Origin of the sequence: Pseudomonas sp. DR48, assembly GCF_019823085.1 — a bacterium.
GTDB lineage: Bacteria > Pseudomonadota > Gammaproteobacteria > Pseudomonadales > Pseudomonadaceae > Aquipseudomonas.
Window position 1 is genome coordinate 6,130,139 of the sequence record NZ_CP081946.1, and the last position, 17,441, is coordinate 6,147,579.

Below are 17,441 nucleotides of genomic sequence, written 5' to 3' on the forward strand. Positions count from 1 at the left end.
GATGAGTACCGAAGAAAAACGCATTCGCGAATTTGCCTATCAGATTTGGGAGTCGGAAGGAAAACCCGAGGGCCAGGATGCCCGGCATTGGGAAATGGCTCGCAAGCTGGCTGAAGCAGAAGCCTTGGCCCCGAGCAAGTCGCCGAAGGCCGCTGGCAGCAAAACTGCGGGCACCAAGTCCCCAGTGGCTAAAAGCGCCAATGGCAAGGCCCCTGCGGAACCGAAGGCCAAAGCCAAACCTGCCGCTGCTTCGAAAGTGATTCCGCCGGGCGAAAAAGCCGCTGACAAAAAGCCTAAGGCGACGCGCAAACCGCCTGCGGTCTGACGCTCCCCGACACTGAATTGATTGACCTCGTGGCGAGCCCCCTCGCCACCGAGGACGCGCTCGTCCTCGAAAAACATCAGAGCCCGGAATTCTTCCCCTTTTGCAGGAGCTAGTATGACCAGTCCAAAAAAAAACGCGCCGGAACCTCATGTCGAGGCCTCGCGAATTCGTGAAGGCCTGCCCTTCCCGCTGGGCGCGACCTGGGACGGTCTGGGGGTCAACTTTGCCTTGTTTTCCGCCAACGCGACCAAGGTCGAGCTGTGCATCTTCGACGATGCCGGCGAGGTGGAACTCGAGCGTATCGAACTGCCTGAATACACCGACGAGATCTACCACGGTTACTTGCCCGACGCCCATCCTGGGTTGATCTACGGCTACCGCGTCTATGGCGCCTATGACCCAGCCAACGGTCATCGCTTCAACCACAACAAACTGCTGATCGACCCCTACGCCAAGCAACTGGTCGGCCAACTGAAATGGTCCGAAGCCTTGTTCGGCTACACCATCGGCCACCCCGACGCCGACCTGAGTTTCGATGAACGCGACAGCGCGCCGTTCGTACCCAAGTGCAAAGTGATCGACCCGGCTCACACCTGGGGCAATGACCAACGCGTCAGCGTGCCGTGGGACAAGACGATCATCTATGAGACCCACGTGCGCGGCATCAGCATGCGTCACCCTTCCGTCCCCGAAAACCTGCGCGGCACCTTCGGCGGGCTGATGGTCGACGACGTGCTGGAACACATTCGCAAGCTCGGCGTGTCGTCGGTTGAATTGCTGCCAATTCACGCCTTCGTCAACGACCAGCATCTGCTGCACAAAGGCATGACCAATTACTGGGGCTACAACAGCATCGCCTTTTTTGCCCCCGACCCGCGCTACCTGGCCAGCGGCAAGATCGCCGAGTTCAAGGAGATGGTCGCGCACCTGCACGAAGCCAATCTGGAAGTGATCCTCGATGTGGTCTACAACCACACCGCCGAAGGCAACGAGCAAGGCCCGACCCTGTCCATGCGCGGCATCGACAACGCCTCGTACTATCGCTTGATGCCGGACGACAAACGCTACTACATCAACGATTCCGGCACCGGCAACACCCTGGACCTGAGTCACCCCTGCGTGCTGCAAATGGTTACCGACTCCCTGCGCTACTGGGCCACGGAAATGCACGTGGACGGTTTCCGCTTTGACCTGGCGACCATCCTCGGCCGTTACCACGAAGGCTTCGACGAACGTCACAGCTTCCTCGTCGCCTGCCGTCAGGACCCGGTGTTGCGCCAGGTGAAAATGATTGCCGAGCCGTGGGATTGCGGTCCCGGCGGTTATCAGGTCGGTGGCTTTCCGCCGGGCTGGGTCGAGTGGAACGACAAGTTCCGCGACACCGTGCGTGCCTTCTGGAAAGGCGATGAGGGTCAACTGGCCGACTTCGCCAGCCGCATGACCGCCTCCGGCGAGATGTTCAACCAGCGTGGCCGTCGCCCCTATGCATCGATGAACTTCATCACCGCGCACGACGGTTTCACCCTCAATGACCTCGTGTCGTACAACGACAAGCACAACGAAGCCAACGACGAAAACAACCAGGACGGCAGCAACAACAACCTGTCCTGGAACCACGGCGTCGAAGGCCCGACCGACGATCCCGAGATCAACGAACTGCGCCAGCGGCAGATGCGCAATTTCTTCGCCACGTTGCTGCTGTCCCAAGGCACGCCGATGCTGGTGGCCGGTGACGAATTTGCCCGGACCCAGGGAGGCAACAACAACGCGTATTGCCAGGACAGTGAAATCGGCTGGGTCAACTGGGACCTGAGCGAAGACGGCAAGGCCCTGCTCAAGTTCGTCAAACGCCTGATCAAGCTGCGCCTGGCGTATCCGATCCTGCGTCGCGGACGCTTCCTGGTGGGCAATTACAACGAGGACATCGGCGTCAAGGACGTCACCTGGCTTGCGCCGGATGGCAGCGAAATGTCCTCCGAACAATGGGACGAAGCCCACGGCAAATGCCTCGGCATGCTGCTCGACGGTCGCGCCCAGGAAACCGGCATCCGTCGCAAAGGCGGTGACGCGACCCTGTTGCTGGTGGTCAACGCGCACCACGACATCGTCAACTTCACCTTGCCGGAAGTGCCTGATGGCGGTCACTGGACTTGCATGATCGACACCAATCAACCGTCGATTCGCGGCCAGGAACGCTTCGATTTCGGTGTTGAATATTCCGTCACCGGCCGTTCGCTGCTGCTGTTCGAATTGCAGCATGAGGAAGAAGAGTGAAATGGACCTGCAGGCGTTTCTCAGCCGTCAGCCACCGGACTACGCCGATACTCGGGCGTTAGGCCGGTGCCTGCGGGCGCTGGTCGAGGCCAGTCTCGATCAGCTCCCGCTGCCGGGGAGCGGCAGGACGCTGGAGCGGTTGCAGCGTCTGGCCGAGGTGGGCGCCCACGATTTGGGGTTGTGCAAATTGTACGAAGGCCATACCGATGCGCTGGCGATCATCCAGCAACTCGGTGGCTCGCCAACACCGGGCAGCACGTGGGGCATGTGGGCCGCGGAACCGCCGCAAGCAAAGGTTCGGGTCAGCCCTCAGGGCCAGATGGTGGCGCTGAACGGGCGCAAGGCCTGGTGTTCGGGTGCAGCAGTGTTGAGTCATGCGCTGCTCACTGCCTGGGATGAGCAAGATCGCCAGCAATTGGTCGCGGTGGCACTGGATCAACCCGGTGTGATCGTCACCGATGAGGGCTGGCAAGCAGTCGGCATGGGTGCGACCGGCAGCGTCGAGGTAACGTTCGACGGTGCCGAAGCGCAAGCCATCGGCAGCCCTGGCGACTACCTGCAACGACCCGGTTTCTGGCAAGGCGGCATCGGCATTGCCGCCTGCTGGTACGGTGCGGCACAAAGCCTCGCCGAACGTCTGCGTGCTCATTGTGCTCAACGAGAGGAACCCCATGCCCTCGCCCACCTGGGTGCAGTCGACAGCGCGCTGCACGCTGCAGCCGAGGTGTTGCGGGCCAGCGCGTTGGCCATCGACGCCGCGCCACTGGACGATGCTGAAATGCTCGCCCGGCGCGTTCGTGCAGTGGTGGAAAACGCCGCCGAACAGGTCGTCCAGCACGTCGGTCATGCCTTGGGCGCCGGACCTTATTGCAAGGACCGACAGTTCGCACGATTGATCGCCGATTTACCGGTGTTCCTGCGGCAAAGCCACGCTGAGCGGGATCTCGCCGCGCTTGGCAAACAAGTCCTCAACGGAACATGGACGTTATGAAAGCAAACCCCATTGTCGGTCAGGGCACGCCCCTGCATTTATGGCAAACCTCCCATCACTTGGCGCAACTGCCGGTGATCGACATTCTTGATCTGGTGCCCGAAGGCGCCCGTGCCGTCATCATCGCGCCGCACCCGGATGACGAAGTGCTCGGCTGCGGTGGATTACTGCAATTGCTCGCCGCTGCCGGTCGCCCCTTGCAACTGATCTCGGTCACCGATGGCAGCGCCAGTCACCCTGGCTCAAAGCGCTGGCCGGTGGAACGACTGAGCGCGGTTCGCCCGCAGGAATCAGCCGAAGCCTTGCGCCGCCTCGGCCTGCCGCTGCACAGCCTGAAATGGTTGCGCGGCGGCTTTACTGACAGCCATGTGGCCGACCGCGAAGTCGAACTGAGCGCCTTCATCGAACGGCATCTACGGCCCAACGATGTGGTCTTTACTACGTGGCGCGAAGACGGTCATTGCGACCACGAAGCGGTGGGCCGGGCCAGCGCCGCAGCGGCAACCCGCGTCGGTGCGACCCTGCATGAGCTGCCCGTGTGGACCTGGCATTGGGCCGCGCCCGAAGACAACTTCGTGCCATGGCCGCGCGCACGGAAAATCCTCCTCGACCCGGCGCTGGTCGCCCGCAAACGCCACGCCATCCACGCCTTCGCCAGCCAACTGGAAGGCGACCCGAACATCGGCTTGCCGCCGGTGCTGGCGCCTTTTGTGCTGGAGCGACTGCTGCAACCTTTCGAAGTGGTGTTTCTATGAGCGTCGAGGATCGCTATTTCGACGGTTTGTTTGCCGGCAACGATGATCCCTGGTCATTTCGCCAACGCTGGTATGAACAGCGCAAACGCGCAATCACCCTCGCCGCCCTGCCTCGCCCGCGCTACCGTGCGATCTTCGAGCCTGGCTGTGCCAACGCGGAGCTGAGCTTTGAACTGGCCAGCCGCTGCGATCGCTTGCTGTGCTGCGACACGGCGGCAGCGGCCGTAACGCTGGCCCGTACGCGGCTCGGGCCGTTCGAGCACGCCGAGGTTCGCCAAAGCCGATTGCCGGAGGATTGGCCAAACGAACAATTCGACCTGATCGTGATCAGCGAAATCGGCTATTACCTCGACGCCGAGGACCTGAAAAAGGTGATCGTGCAGGCCGAACAATCATTGACCGCCGACGGCCAACTCCTGGCCTGCCACTGGCGTCCGCCCATCGACGGCTGCCCGCTGAATGCGCGGCAAGTCCATGACATGCTCCATGAACATCTGCATTTGCCGCGTCTGGTCCTGCATCAGGAAGCGGATTTCCTGCTCGAACTCTGGAGTCGCGAACCTCGTTCGGTGGCAGCGCTGGAGGGCTTGCGATGATTGGCATCCTGATCCCGGCACATAACGAAGAAGACCTGCTAGAAGAGTGCCTGCAAGCGGCGCTGCTCGCCGCGCAACACGAACGGCTGGACGGCGAAACCGTTGAGATACTGGTGGTGCTCGACAGTTGCACTGATCGCTCATCCGAGATCGTCAGTGGATTTCCGGTGCACTGTCTGGCAATCGAGGCGCGAAATGTTGGTCAGGCCCGTGCCGCTGGGGCGCATTTTTTGCTCGAACGTGGAGCACGCTGGATCTCCTGCTCCGATGCCGACAGCCGTGTCGCCCATGACTGGCTGGTGGCGCAACTGGCGCTGGATGTCGACGCGGTCTGCGGCACGGTGACGGTCGAGGCGTGGCACGAGTCGTTCGATGAGTCGGCACAGATTCGCTACCACCAGCACTATCAGGCCCGCGACGGCCATCGGCACATTCACGGCGCTAACCTGGGCATCAGCGCCGAGGCTTATCAGCGTGCCGGTGGATTCGAGCCGCTGGCCTGCGATGAAGATGTGCAACTGGTGCGACAACTTGAACGCTGCGGGGCCAATATTGCCTGGAGTCATCGCCCGCAAGTGCTCACCAGCGCCCGACTGGACAGTCGTGCCCGCGGTGGTTTCGGTGACTATTTGCGAGATCTGGTACAGGCCGATTGAAAAAAAACGCCCGAGATGAAACACCAAGGCGACGAATAGCGCGACTTGAGCAATACTCACTGCGCGGCAATCCAGGGTATGGAGCGCGGCACACCGCTTTTAAACAGAACAAGGACGTAGCCCGATGAAACCCGTTTCCATCATCGAAAGCAGCCTGCCAGGACAAATCTGGAACAGTGCCCTGCAACTGGACAACATCCCCGTCATCAACACCCAGACCCTGATTCCCGCCGGCGCACGCGCCGTGGTCATCGCGCCGCACCCCGGCGATGAGGTGGTCATGTGCGGCGGCCTGCTACAACTGTTGTCCACCCTTGGACATCCCCTGCAATTAATCTCCATCACTGACGGCAGTGCCAGCCATCCGGGTTCGCAACAGTGGTCCGAGAAACGCCTGAGCGTGTTTCGCGGCCAGGAAAGCGTCGAAGCCTTGCGCCGCCTTGGCTTGCCGATGCACAGCCTGAAATGGATTCGCGGCGGCTTCACCGATAACGCCCTGGCGGAGCGGGAGACTCAACTGACCCAGTTCATCGCCCGTTATCTGCGCCCCGGCGACGCGGTGTTCAGTACCTGGCGCGAAGACGGCACCAGCGACCATGACGCCGTCGGCCGCGCCAGCGCCAATGCGGCACGCATGGTCGGCGCGACGTTCAACGAAGTCCCGGTCTGGGCCTGGCACTGGCCAAGTCGAGACCAAGGGCTGATGCCATGGCACCGAGCCCGCAAAGTGCGCCTCGACACCTGGACCGTCGCGCGCAAAAGCCACGCCACCCATGCCTACGCCAGCCAGCTCGACGGCGAACCCGCCCTCGGCATTGCTCCGCTGCTGCCCCGGGTGATTCTCGAACGCATGCGCTTGCCTTACGAAATCGTCTTCGTCTGACCCGATTCCCCATTCACCACCACCTCCCTGTGGGAGCGAGCTTGCTCGCGATGGCGGACTGTCAGTCAACAGAGATGTTGAAGCTGACGGCCTCATCGCGAGCAAGCTCGCTCCCACATTGGATAGGTGTCGCTCAAACTGAACTGCCCGGCGCTGCATCAGTCGCATAGAGATGCAGCCCAGATTCAGAGGAGTGACCGTGACCAGCGATTCCGAGCAGCGAGCCGTCAAACCCGAGTCCTTGAACACGCCCCCGGCGATTCATCGACTGCGGGTCCTGACGGTCAACACCCACAAGGGATTTACCGCCCTCAACCGGCGTTTCATCCTGCCCGAACTGCGTGAAGCGGTGCGCAGCACCTCGGCGGACCTGGTGTTCCTGCAGGAAGTGGTCGGTGAACACGAGCGCCATTCCTCCCGTTACAACGACTGGCCACAGACGTCGCAGTACGAGTTCCTGGCCGACAGCATGTGGAGCGATTTCGCCTATGGGCGCAACGCCGTTTACCCCAACGGCCATCACGGCAATGCGTTGCTGTCCAAATACCCGATCCGCGAACACCGCAACCTCGACGTCTCGATCACCGGCCCCGAACGACGCGGTTTATTGCACTGCATCCTCGATGTGCCGGGGCACGCTGAAGTTCATGCCATCTGCGTTCACCTGAGCCTGCTGGAAAGCCATCGCCAGCTACAACTCCAATTGCTCTGCCAACTGCTCGAATCCCTGCCCGACGACGCGCCGGTGATCATCGCCGGCGACTTCAACGACTGGCAGTTGCACGGCAACACCGCCCTCGCCCGGCGCGATTACCTGCATGAAGCGTTCGAACGCCACAATGGCCGACCGGCGAAAACTTATCCAGCGCGGTTCCCCCTGCTGCGCCTGGACCGGGTCTACCTGCGCAACGCAAGTAGCCATAATCCGCGCATTCTCGGCAGCAAGCCCTGGACGCATTTGTCGGACCATTTGCCGCTCGCGGTTGAAGTGCACCTTTAAGCATTCGCCGACGAATAACCGTATCCCGATCGTTCTCATGCTCCGCGTGGGAACGATCAACAGCAACAGCATCACGAGCAGGCTCACCCCTACACAAAGCAGATCGGCGCACCGCTGTTGCTTCTTACCATTCAACGCCTTCATCTATTGATGAGCTTGATCTGCCCCGTCGAAACAAACCTGTCAGATTTCCAAGGCGTTCCACCCGGGATGAACACGCCGACTGTAGCCCTGCCCCACCAGGGATAGCCGTAATACTGACAGCATTTTCCCGGCACAAAGAGCCAGGAAATCCGCCGCTGCCAGGCCGGAAAAAGACCGATTGTCGGCTGCCCGAGACCTCTGGCTCGCGGCTCGGAAGATGATTTTTCGTACAAACAAGAACTTAGATAAGCGCGGAAAAACAATTAGTTGCATACCCTGATTTAGGCATACCACTCATCGTTCATTTTCTTGACGCAACGCCTTCGGTCTTCTTAGCTTCACGTTACTACCCCCGGAAATACCACCCGGGGCAACCCGAAGACTCCCGCGAAATCGGGCGGCCGGCGGCTTGCCTCAATCCATTCGGTCGCCCCTCATTCGGGGTAGGAGAGACGCCAAAGCGAGATACGGCATGCGATTGCAAGGTAGACCGCCATGAAAACTTCATTCACCCGACAAGAGATCAAAGTTACCTTTTGCACTGTCTCCAGCTCACTGCTGTTGTGCTCATCCATCGAGGTTCAGGCGGGTCCCACCGAGGATGAATCCACACCTTGGTATCGCCAGGACGTTCCAGTCCTGAGCCTGCCCGCCAACTCTCTCTCCGCGCTCTACCCGGGCCACTTCAGCGCCGGCTCCGATACCCGAAGCTCACACCTGACGATCGAAGACGCCGCACCATCGGCGTGGGATCAGGTGTATGGGCAAGCGTCACGGCAAGCGCAAACCGATTTTATGGCACAGAATTCTGCAATTTCGGGCAGCTCCGAACTCAAAGGTCCGGCGATCCTGACCCTGCGAAGCGATAGCGGGCGTACCCAGCAGGTCGGACTGATTGGCGGCATGACCCTGGTACAAGGCAACAGCAACGGGCTGTTGACCAATCGGGCGCTGGCCGACCCTGCCAATGACACCCTCATCCTTCGAGGCCAGAGCTTCGGCGCCTACTGGAGCCTGACGGGCGAACAAGGCTGGCACGTGGACTTGACCGCCAGCGGTGGCCGTGTCAACGGCTATACCCGCAACGATCAGGGCGCGCGGCAGGCAACCGAAGGCAGCGCGATGACGTTGTCGGTGGAAGGCGGTTACCCGATCGGTCTGAGCGATAACTGGGTGATCGAACCGCAAGCGCAGTTGATCAACCAGCGCATCACGCTCGATACGCCTTATGCAGGCTCGGGCAATGCGTCGTCGAGCGATGTGACGTCCTGGAGCGGCCGGGTCGGCGCACGCTTGAAAGGTAGCTACGATCTCAACGGCCTGCCGGTCGAACCCTATGTGCGGACCAACTTGTGGCACACCGTTTATACCGGCAATACCGTGACCCTCGATCAAGTCGACAAAATCAGCAGCAGTCGCAATTCATCGACCGTTGACGTGGGCTTGGGGTTGGTGGCGCGGGTAACGCCTGCGGTGAGCCTGTACGTCAGCGCTGATTACAGCAGCGTCGTCGACCAAAATGATTTGAACGGGCTGATTGCGAGCCTGGGTGTGCGGATGCGCTGGTGAGGGATGGGCTGAGACACGCGTTATCTTGGCGGACGCCATCGCCAGCAGGCTAGCTCCCACAATTGGATTTGTGTAAGGCATGAGATCAATGGGTGGGCGGTTTTAAGGAATGTGTTGCCTGGGCGGACGCCATCGCCAGCAGGCTAGCTCCCACAATTGGATTTGTGTAAGGCATGAGATCGATGGGTGGGCAGTTTTAAGGAATGTGTTGCTTGGGCGGACGCCATCGCCAGCAGGCTAGCTCCCACAATTGGATTTGTGTAAGGCATGAGATCGATGGGTGGGCAGTTTTAAGGAATGTGTTGTCTGGGCTGATGCCATCGCCAGCAGGCTAGCTCCCACAATTGGATTTGTGTAAGGCATGCGATCAATGGGTGGGCAGTTTTTGGGAATGTGTTGTCTGGTCGGACGCCATCGCTGGCAAGCTAGCTCCACAGTGGTTTTGTGTCGTACACAGAACCGGTGTGGGAGCTAGCCTGCTGGCGATGGGGGCGACGCGGTTTTAGATCAGCCTTCCGGGCGCAGGATCAATACCGCCAGCGGCGGCAGATTCAACACCAGCGAAAGCGGTTGGCCGTGGCTTGGTTCTTCCTCGGTAAACGCCCCGCCGCTGTTGCCGTAGTTGGAACCGGCATACATCGCGGCATCGCTGTTGATCACTTCGCTCCAGCGTCCGGCGATTGGTACGCCGATGCGATAGGCCTCACGCGGTACCGGCGTGAAGTTCGCCACCACCAGTGCCGGCCGGCCATCCTTGCTCCAGCGCATGAACGCGTAAACGCTGTTGATGGCATCGTCGCCAATCAACCACTGGAAGCCTTGCGGCGCATCATCCTGCTCATGCATCGCCGGCTCTTCGCGGTACAAGCGATTGAGGTCGCCGACCAGTTTCTGCACACCCTGGTGTTCCGGGTATTGCAGCAGGTACCAATCCAGTTGCTGATCGTGATTCCACTCGCGCCACTGGCCGAATTCGCAACCCATGAACAACAGTTTCTTGCCCGGGTGCGCCCACATGAAACTCAGATAGGCACGCAGGTTGGCGAATTTCTGCCAGCGATCGCCGGGCATCTTGTCGATCAGCGAGTGCTTGCCGTGCACCACTTCATCGTGGGAAATCGGCAGGATGAACCGCTCGGACCAGGCATACACCAGGCCGAAACTCAGCTCGTTGTGATGATGGGCGCGGTACACCGGGTCTTGCTGGATGTAATGCAGCGAATCGTGCATCCAGCCCATGTTCCATTTGTAGTCGAAACCAAGGCCGCCCTGTTGCGTGCTCTGGCTCACGCCCGGCCACGCCGTGGATTCTTCGGCAATCACCATTGCGCCAGGGGCTTCGAGGTTGACCACGTCGTTGAGGTGACGCAGGAAGTCGATGGCTTCGAGGTTCTCGCGACCGCCATGACGGTTGGGCACCCACTCACCGGCCTTGCGCGAGTAATCGCGATAGAGCATCGAGGCCACGGCATCGACCCGCAAGCCATCGATGTGGAAATGCTTGAGCCAGTGCAGCGCCGAAGCCAACATGTAGCCGTGCACTTCGGTGCGACCAAGGTTGTAGATCAGCGTGTCCCAATCCTGATGGAAACCTTCCATCGGGTTGCTGTATTCGTACAGCGCCGTGCCATCGAATTGCGCAAGGCCGTGGGTATCGGTAGGGAAATGCGCTGGCACCCAGTCAAGGATCACGCCGATGTCGGCCTGGTGGCAGGCGTTGACGAAGGCCGCGAAGTCATTGGGCGAACCATAACGAGCGCTTGGAGCGAATTGCGACAGCAGCTGATATCCCCACGAACCGCCAAACGGGTGTTCCATGATCGGCATCAGTTCGATGTGGGTGAACCCCAGCTCTTTCACGTACGGAATCAACCGCTCGCCGAGTTCGTGCCAGGTGTACTGGCGGGCCACTTCGCCCAGATCATCCAGCTCGCACTGCCAGGAGCCGGCGTGCAATTCGTAGATCGACAGCGGTGCACTCGGACGTGAACGCTCAACGCGTGACTCCATCCACGCCTGATCCTGCCAGTCGATAGACAGCGGCGGTGCGACTTTCGACGCCGTGTCCGGCGGCAGCGAGGTGGCCAGGGCCATCGGGTCTGCCTTCAGCGGCAGTATGCCGTTGGCGCCCAGGATCTCGTACTTGTAGGCCTCCCCGGCCTGCATGCGCGGAATGAACAGCTCCCAGACCCCGGTCGGATGACGCAGGCGCATCGGATGCCGGCGACCGTCCCAATTGTTGAAGTCGCCCACCACCGACACGCGCTTGGCGTTCGGTGCCCACACGGCGAAACGCACGCCATCGACACCGTCGACGTTCTTCAGCTGCGCGCCGAGGCACGCGCTCAGGTCGCGGTGATTGCCTTCGGCGAACAGATACAAGTCCATCTCGCCAAGCAACGCGCCGAAGCTGTAGGGGTCTTCAGAGACCTGCTCGCCGCCCGCCCAACGGGTGCGCAGCAAGTACGGCTGAGCCCGGTCGAAATGCCCGACAAACAGGCCCGGCGTCTGCGTGGCCTCAAGGATACCGAGCTCTTCGCCGGTGTCCTTCGCCAGCACGTGCACGCTGAGCGCGTCCGGCAGGTAAGCACGAATGAATTGCCCACCGGCGCCATCGCCGTGGGGGCCAAGAATTGCAAAGGGGTCGTGATGTTCAGCGCGCACCAGCGCGTCGATATCCCGCGATCTGGGCAGCAGCGCCTCTTTAGCGTGACCCTGTTCCTTGTTCGAGAAACCCATAACTACTCTCCACCAAGATCGGAAAAGGGTTTAAGCCCACTCAATAATCCAAACAATCCATGCAATGGCACCGGCAACCAAGTGGGGCGATTTTCAGCCTCATACGCCACCTCATAGGCCGCCTTCTCCAGACCGAACAACGCCAGCGAGGCGTCCTCGCCTTCCGGATCTTGCCATGCATGAGCAAGACTAGCTGCCGCCAGCCGATAAGCGTCGACAAATGCCAGTTTTGCATCATTCAAATAACGGTCGGCTACCCGTTGTCGTGCCGCGCGGGCTTCGGCGGTGTTGTCGACGTTTTGCACATTGATCGCCATCGCCGCCGCGTAATCGAAGGAGCGCAGCACGCCACTCACATCTTTATAGGGGCTGTGCTTGCCGCGACGTTCGCTCAACGGCCGCGCCGGCTCACCCTCAAAGTCGATCAAGTAAGCGTCGCCCTTGATCACCAGCACTTGCCCCAGGTGCAAATCACCGTGGACACGAATACGCAAACCACCCACTGCTTTTTTGCCCAGCTCCTGAACATGGCTGAGGATGGTTTTTTTGTTGTCCAGTAAACGACTGACCAAGGTTTTGTCCGCAGGGTTCAGTTCGTTTTGATGCTCTTTAAGCAGTTTCAGCGCGTGATCCACCTGCGCCGCAACATCCTTGGCCGAAGCCAGGGCCTCTTTTTGCGTGGTGACCTGCGGCGCGAAATCCCGGTTGTCGGTCGGCGCAGCCAACACCTGGTGCATCTCACCGAGTCGCTGGCCGAGCATGCCGGCGAAGTCCTTGAGCTCGCCCAGCGCGTTGTAATGCTGCTCCTGCTCCGACATGGCGTCGGCCAGTTCATCACGCAGCGCCCGCTCGAGGTTGTTCTGGGTCCATTCCCAGGCGTCGCCCTGATTGCTCAGATAGCCTTGGGCGATCATCAGCAGATTGTCTTCACCGTTTGCATCGCGGCGAATCACCGAGCCCAGCAGCGGCGAGATGTTGGCGAACCCGGCCTGAGTCAAATAGGCACTCATCTCCAATTCCGGGTGCACACCCGTGGCGATTTTACGGATCAGCTTGAGCACCATGCTTTTGCCGACCACCACCGAACTGTTGGATTGCTCGGCGGACAGGTAACGCACTTCTGACTCGGCCGTCAGGCCCAGCTTGTTCAGCTCAGCGGTCGGCTCGAAGCGGATCTCGCCGCCATCCGACGGCAACACGGTGCTTTCCTGCATGCCCAGCACCACCGCGCGGATAAAACTTTCCAGGCTGAACGCATCGGTGATCAAGCCCACTTGCGGCCCGCGTCGTACCCGCGACAGCGCCAGTTGCTGCGGCAGTGCCGGTCCGACCTGATCATCGGCAATAAAGCCGAACGGCAATTGATAGCGGCTGGTCTGGCCACCGCTGGTGACCTCGATCTCGCTCAGCAACACCGGACGCTGGGCATCGCCGAAGCGCACGCCGTAGGCCAGGTTGACCTTCTCGATGGCTGCGTCCTTGCCGGCAAACCAGCGACGGTTCTGCAACCAGTTCGGCAAGATGCTTTGCTCCAGCGTGCCGCGTGACGGCGCTTCGAGCAGTTCTTCCATGCGTTTCTTCAACACCAGTGTGGTGAAGTCCGGCAGGCTTTGTGCCGGTTCAACGTGCCAGCTAGGCATTTGATTCTCCGCCGCGAGTCCGAACCAATAAAAACCATAAGGCGCCAGGGTCAGCAGGAAATTCAGCTGACCAATCGGCGGGAAAGCGTTACCGCCGAGCATCTCCACCGGCACCATGCCGACGTATGCCGACAGGTCCAGCTCCGCCGCTTGCGCGCTGCGCGACACGTTGGCCACGCAGAGGATGATTTCGTGTTTGCCGTCCGGTCCGGTGAATTCCCGGGTGTAGGCCAGGATCCGCCGGTTGGTCGGCGACAGCATTTTCAGGGTGCCGCGCCCGAACGCCTTGGATTGCTTGCGCACCGCGAGCATGCGCCGCGTCCAGTTCAGCAGTGAATGTGGATCGCCGGCCTGGGTCTCGACGTTGACCGACAGGTAGCCGTATTGCGGGTCCATGATCGGCGGCAATACCAGGCTTGCCGGGTCGGCGCGGGAGAAACCGCCGTTACGGTCGATCGACCACTGCATCGGCGTGCGCACGCCGTCACGGTCACCGAGATAGATGTTGTCGCCCATGCCGATTTCATCGCCGTAATACATCGTCGGCGTGCCAGGCATCGACAGCAGCAGGCTGTTGAGCAATTCGACACGGCGACGATCGCGCTCCATCAACGGAGCGAGGCGACGGCGAATGCCCAGGTTAATCCGCGCCCGACGGTCGGCCGCGTAGTAATTCCACAGGTAATCGCGCTCTTTGTCGGTAACCATTTCGAGCGTCAGCTCATCGTGGTTGCGCAGGAAAATCGCCCACTGACAGTTGGTCGGAATCTCCGGGGTCTGGCGCAGGATGTCGGTGATCGGGAAGCGATCTTCCTGAGCCAGCGCCATGTACATGCGCGGCATCAACGGAAAGTGAAAGGCCATGTGGCATTCATCGCCACTCAGGCCCTTTTTATCGGTGGTACCGAAATACAGCTGGGTATCTTCTGGCCACTGATTGGCCTCGGCCAGCAACATGCGGTCCGGGTAATTGGCGTCAATTTCGGCACGGATCTGCTTCAGGACGTCGTGGGTCTCTGGCAGGTTTTCGTTGTTGGTGCCGTCGCGTTCGATCAGGTACGGAATGGCGTCCAGCCGCAAGCCGTCGATGCCCATGTCGAGCCAGTAGCGCATCACCGACAGCACGGCTTTCATGACTTGCGGGTTGTCGAAATTCAGGTCCGGCTGGTGGGAGTAGAAGCGGTGCCAGAAATACTGGCCGGCGACCGGGTCCCAGGTCCAGTTGGACTTTTCGGTGTCGAGAAAGATGATGCGGGTGCCGTCGTATTTTTGATCGTCATCGGACCAGACATAGAAGTCCCGCGCCGCGGAACCGGGTTTGGCTTTACGGGCGCGCTGGAACCAGGCGTGTTGGTCGGAAGTGTGGTTGATGACCAGCTCAGTGATCACCCGCAGCCCGCGTTTGTGGGCCTCGGAGATGAACCGCTTGGCGTCGGCCAGGGTGCCGTAGTCAGGATGCACGCCCCGGTATTCAGCAATGTCGTAACCATCGTCGCGCCGTGGCGACGGATAGAAGGGCAACAGCCAGATGGTGTTGACGCCCAGGTCGGCAATGTAATCGAGTTTGGCGATAAGACCGGGAAAGTCGCCGATCCCGTCATTGTTGGAGTCGAAAAAAGACTTAACGTGTACTTGGTAAATCACCGCATCCTTGTACCAGAGCGGGTCTTTGATAAAGGTGGCAGCCTTGGGTTTCTTCGCCATTTGAAACTCCTGTTGAAAACCGAGAACTCCGTGGCCGAGATCGTTCCCACGCTCTGCGTGGGAATGCCTCCTCGGACGCTCCGCGTTCGGCTCTGGATTGGGACGCAGAGCGTCCCGGGCTGCATTCCCACGCAGACGGTTCGACGCCTCGACGGGGGAACGATCATGTGCTAAATGGTGATGCGCCAGATGCCGAATGGCTGATGTGCGGGGTCGATCCGCATGAACTGATACTTGCCGTGCCAGGTCCAGCGGTGGCCGCTCATCAAGTCTTCGCCCTGGGTGATGGCGTCGTCCGGCAAACCCATTTCCCACAGCGGCAATTCGAAGTTCGCCTCCTGCACGTTATGCGGATCGAGGCTGACGGCCACCAGAATGAAGTTGCTGCCATCCGCACTGCGCTTGCCGAAATACAGGATGTTGTCGTTCCACGCGTTGTAGACCTTCAAGCCCAAGTGCGTGTGCAGCGCCGGGTTCTGTCGGCGGATGCGGTTGAGCTGGGCGATCTCGGCAATGATGTTGCCGGGGGCATTGAAGTCCCGAGGGCGAATTTCGTACTTCTCGGAATTGAGGTATTCCTCCTTGCCCGGCACCGGCGCGGCCTCACAGAGTTCAAAGCCCGAATACATGCCCCACAAGCCAGAGCCCATGGTGGCCAGCGCAGCACGAATGAGAAAACCGGCTCGGCCGGACTCATGCAGAAACGCCGGGTTGATGTCCGGGGTATTGACGAAGAAGTTTGGCCGGTAGCATTCGCGCCATGGCGACTCGTTGAGTTCGGTGAAGTAGGTCGCGAGCTCCGTTTTGGTATTGCGCCAGGTGAAGTAGGTGTAGCTCTGGGAGTAACCAACCTTGCCCAACCGCGCCATCATCGCCGGGGTGGTGAATGCTTCGGCGAGGAAAATCACCTCGGGGTACAACGCCCGCACATCGGCGATCAGCCATTGCCAGAACGGCAGCGGTTTGGTGTGAGGGTTGTCCACGCGAAAGATCTTCACGCCCTCTTCGACCCAGCCCACAACGATGTCACGCAATTCCACCCACAAACTGGGGATCGAGTCCGTGGCATAGAAATCGACGTTGACGATGTCCTGGTATTTCTTCGGCGGGTTCTCGGCGTATTTGATCGTGCCGTCCGGGCGCCAGTTGAACCAGCCCGGATGCTGCTTGAGCCATGGATGGTCCTGGGAACACTGGATGGCGAAGTCCAGGGCGATTTCCAGCCCGTGGCCAGCCGCCGCCGCGACCAATCGGCGGAAGTCTTCACGGGTGCCGAGTTCGGAATGAATCGCCTCGTGCCCGCCCTCCTCGCTGCCAATCGCATACGGGCTGCCCGGATCGTCGGGGCCGGCCGTCAGGGAATTGTTCGGGCCTTTACGGAAGCTGCGGCCAATCGGGTGGATCGGCGGGAAATACAGCACGTCGAAACCCATGTCCTGGATCATCGCCAGCCGCGAGTGCACGTCATTGAAGGTGCCGTGACGCGCGGGGTCGTCCGTGATCGAGCGCGGAAACAGCTCATACCAACTGGCGAACTGGGCCAGCTCGCGCTCGACATCCACCGGGAACTCGGGGCTGAGGCTCAAGTAAGCGCGATGATCGGCCTGCGCCATCAGGTCGGCGCTATGTTGGTGCAGAAACAGCGCGACCTGCTCGGCTTCGAGCAGACCGGACAATTCATGGTGCAGCGCCGCCAGTTCTTCGCTCAGCGGCCCTTCGGAACGCTCAGCCGCTTGCTGAACCTGATGCCGCCCTTCCTGCAACTCCAGGCTGATGGGCACACCGGCCATGTGCTTTTTCTCGATCTCATAGCAGAAGCTGGCGTACTGATCGATCCAGGCTTCGATACAAAATACATAGCGACCCTGGTGCTCGACACGGAACTGGCCTTGCCAGCCGTTATTGCCCAGCTCGGTCATGGTCTCGCTTTGCCAGATATCCTCGCCATCGGCTTGCCAGCGAACCCTGACGGCCAGTTTGTCGTGACCGTCGGCGAACACTTTGCTGGTCACCACGACGTCTTGCCCTACCACCGCTTTGACGGCGAATTGGCCACCGTCGAGGGTCGGCATGACGTTTTCAATGGCGATGCGCGGCAGCAGCAACGCCTGCGACAGCGGCATGTGCGGGTTGTAGTTCAACTCAGTCGGTTTTTCAGCAGTCAT

General features: G+C 60.5%; 12 protein-coding genes. 9 read left to right on the forward strand and 3 right to left on the reverse strand.

Annotated features, from left to right (window positions below; all coding sequences use genetic code 11):
- Position 1 precedes the first annotated feature (1 nt).
- From K5K95_RS27635 to K5K95_RS27675, 9 genes are all read left to right on the forward strand, one after another.
- A complete protein-coding gene (locus K5K95_RS27635; RefSeq protein WP_222587033.1) occupies positions 2 to 325 on the forward strand; it encodes a DUF2934 domain-containing protein in 324 nt (107 codons plus the stop codon).
- A gap of 114 nt (positions 326 to 439) precedes the next feature.
- Entirely contained in the window at positions 440 to 2,599 is a 2,160-nt protein-coding gene (glgX, locus tag K5K95_RS27640) for a glycogen debranching protein GlgX (protein WP_222587034.1), read from the forward strand.
- A 1-nt stretch (position 2,600) separates the two neighbouring features.
- Positions 2,601 to 3,590, forward strand: a complete 990-nt coding sequence (locus tag K5K95_RS27645; RefSeq protein WP_222590449.1) for an acyl-CoA dehydrogenase — start codon at positions 2,601 to 2,603, stop codon at positions 3,588 to 3,590.
- Positions 3,587 to 4,345, forward strand: a complete 759-nt coding sequence (locus K5K95_RS27650) for a PIG-L deacetylase family protein (protein WP_222587035.1) — start codon at positions 3,587 to 3,589, stop codon at positions 4,343 to 4,345. Before K5K95_RS27645 ends, K5K95_RS27650 begins: the two co-directional genes overlap by 4 nt.
- Positions 4,342 to 4,941, forward strand: coding sequence for an SAM-dependent methyltransferase (locus K5K95_RS27655; protein ID WP_222587036.1), 600 nt, complete (start codon positions 4,342 to 4,344; stop codon positions 4,939 to 4,941). The genes K5K95_RS27650 and K5K95_RS27655 overlap by 4 nt, the downstream gene beginning before the upstream one ends.
- The gene (locus K5K95_RS27660; RefSeq protein ID WP_222587037.1) at positions 4,938 to 5,597 is read left to right on the forward strand and encodes a glycosyltransferase; all 660 of its coding nucleotides are present in this window, start codon (positions 4,938 to 4,940) and stop codon (positions 5,595 to 5,597) included. Before K5K95_RS27655 ends, K5K95_RS27660 begins: the two co-directional genes overlap by 4 nt.
- 124 nt (positions 5,598 to 5,721) lie before the next feature.
- On the forward strand, positions 5,722 to 6,480 hold the full coding sequence (locus K5K95_RS27665) for a PIG-L deacetylase family protein (protein WP_222587038.1): 759 nt from the start codon (positions 5,722 to 5,724) through the stop codon (positions 6,478 to 6,480).
- A 199-nt stretch (positions 6,481 to 6,679) separates the two neighbouring features.
- Positions 6,680 to 7,480: an endonuclease/exonuclease/phosphatase family protein gene (locus tag K5K95_RS27670; RefSeq protein WP_222587039.1), complete on the forward strand. Its 801-nt coding sequence runs from the start codon at positions 6,680 to 6,682 to the stop codon at positions 7,478 to 7,480.
- Positions 7,481 to 8,119: 639 nt separating this feature from the next.
- The gene (locus tag K5K95_RS27675; protein WP_222587040.1) at positions 8,120 to 9,193 is read left to right on the forward strand and encodes an autotransporter outer membrane beta-barrel domain-containing protein; all 1,074 of its coding nucleotides are present in this window, start codon (positions 8,120 to 8,122) and stop codon (positions 9,191 to 9,193) included.
- A 507-nt stretch (positions 9,194 to 9,700) separates the two neighbouring features.
- Here K5K95_RS27675 and glgB read toward each other — a convergent pair.
- The 3 genes from glgB to K5K95_RS27690 form a co-directional block, all read right to left on the reverse strand.
- Positions 9,701 to 11,932, reverse strand: coding sequence for a 1,4-alpha-glucan branching protein GlgB (gene glgB / locus K5K95_RS27680; protein WP_222587041.1), 2,232 nt, complete (start codon positions 11,930 to 11,932; stop codon positions 9,701 to 9,703).
- A gap of 2 nt (positions 11,933 to 11,934) precedes the next feature.
- The gene (gene treS, locus K5K95_RS27685) at positions 11,935 to 15,276 is read right to left on the reverse strand and encodes a maltose alpha-D-glucosyltransferase (protein ID WP_222587042.1); all 3,342 of its coding nucleotides are present in this window, start codon (positions 15,274 to 15,276) and stop codon (positions 11,935 to 11,937) included.
- A 170-nt stretch (positions 15,277 to 15,446) separates the two neighbouring features.
- Complete coding sequence (locus K5K95_RS27690; protein WP_222587043.1) at positions 15,447 to 17,441, reverse strand: alpha-1,4-glucan--maltose-1-phosphate maltosyltransferase; 1,995 nt, start codon at positions 17,439 to 17,441, stop codon at positions 15,447 to 15,449.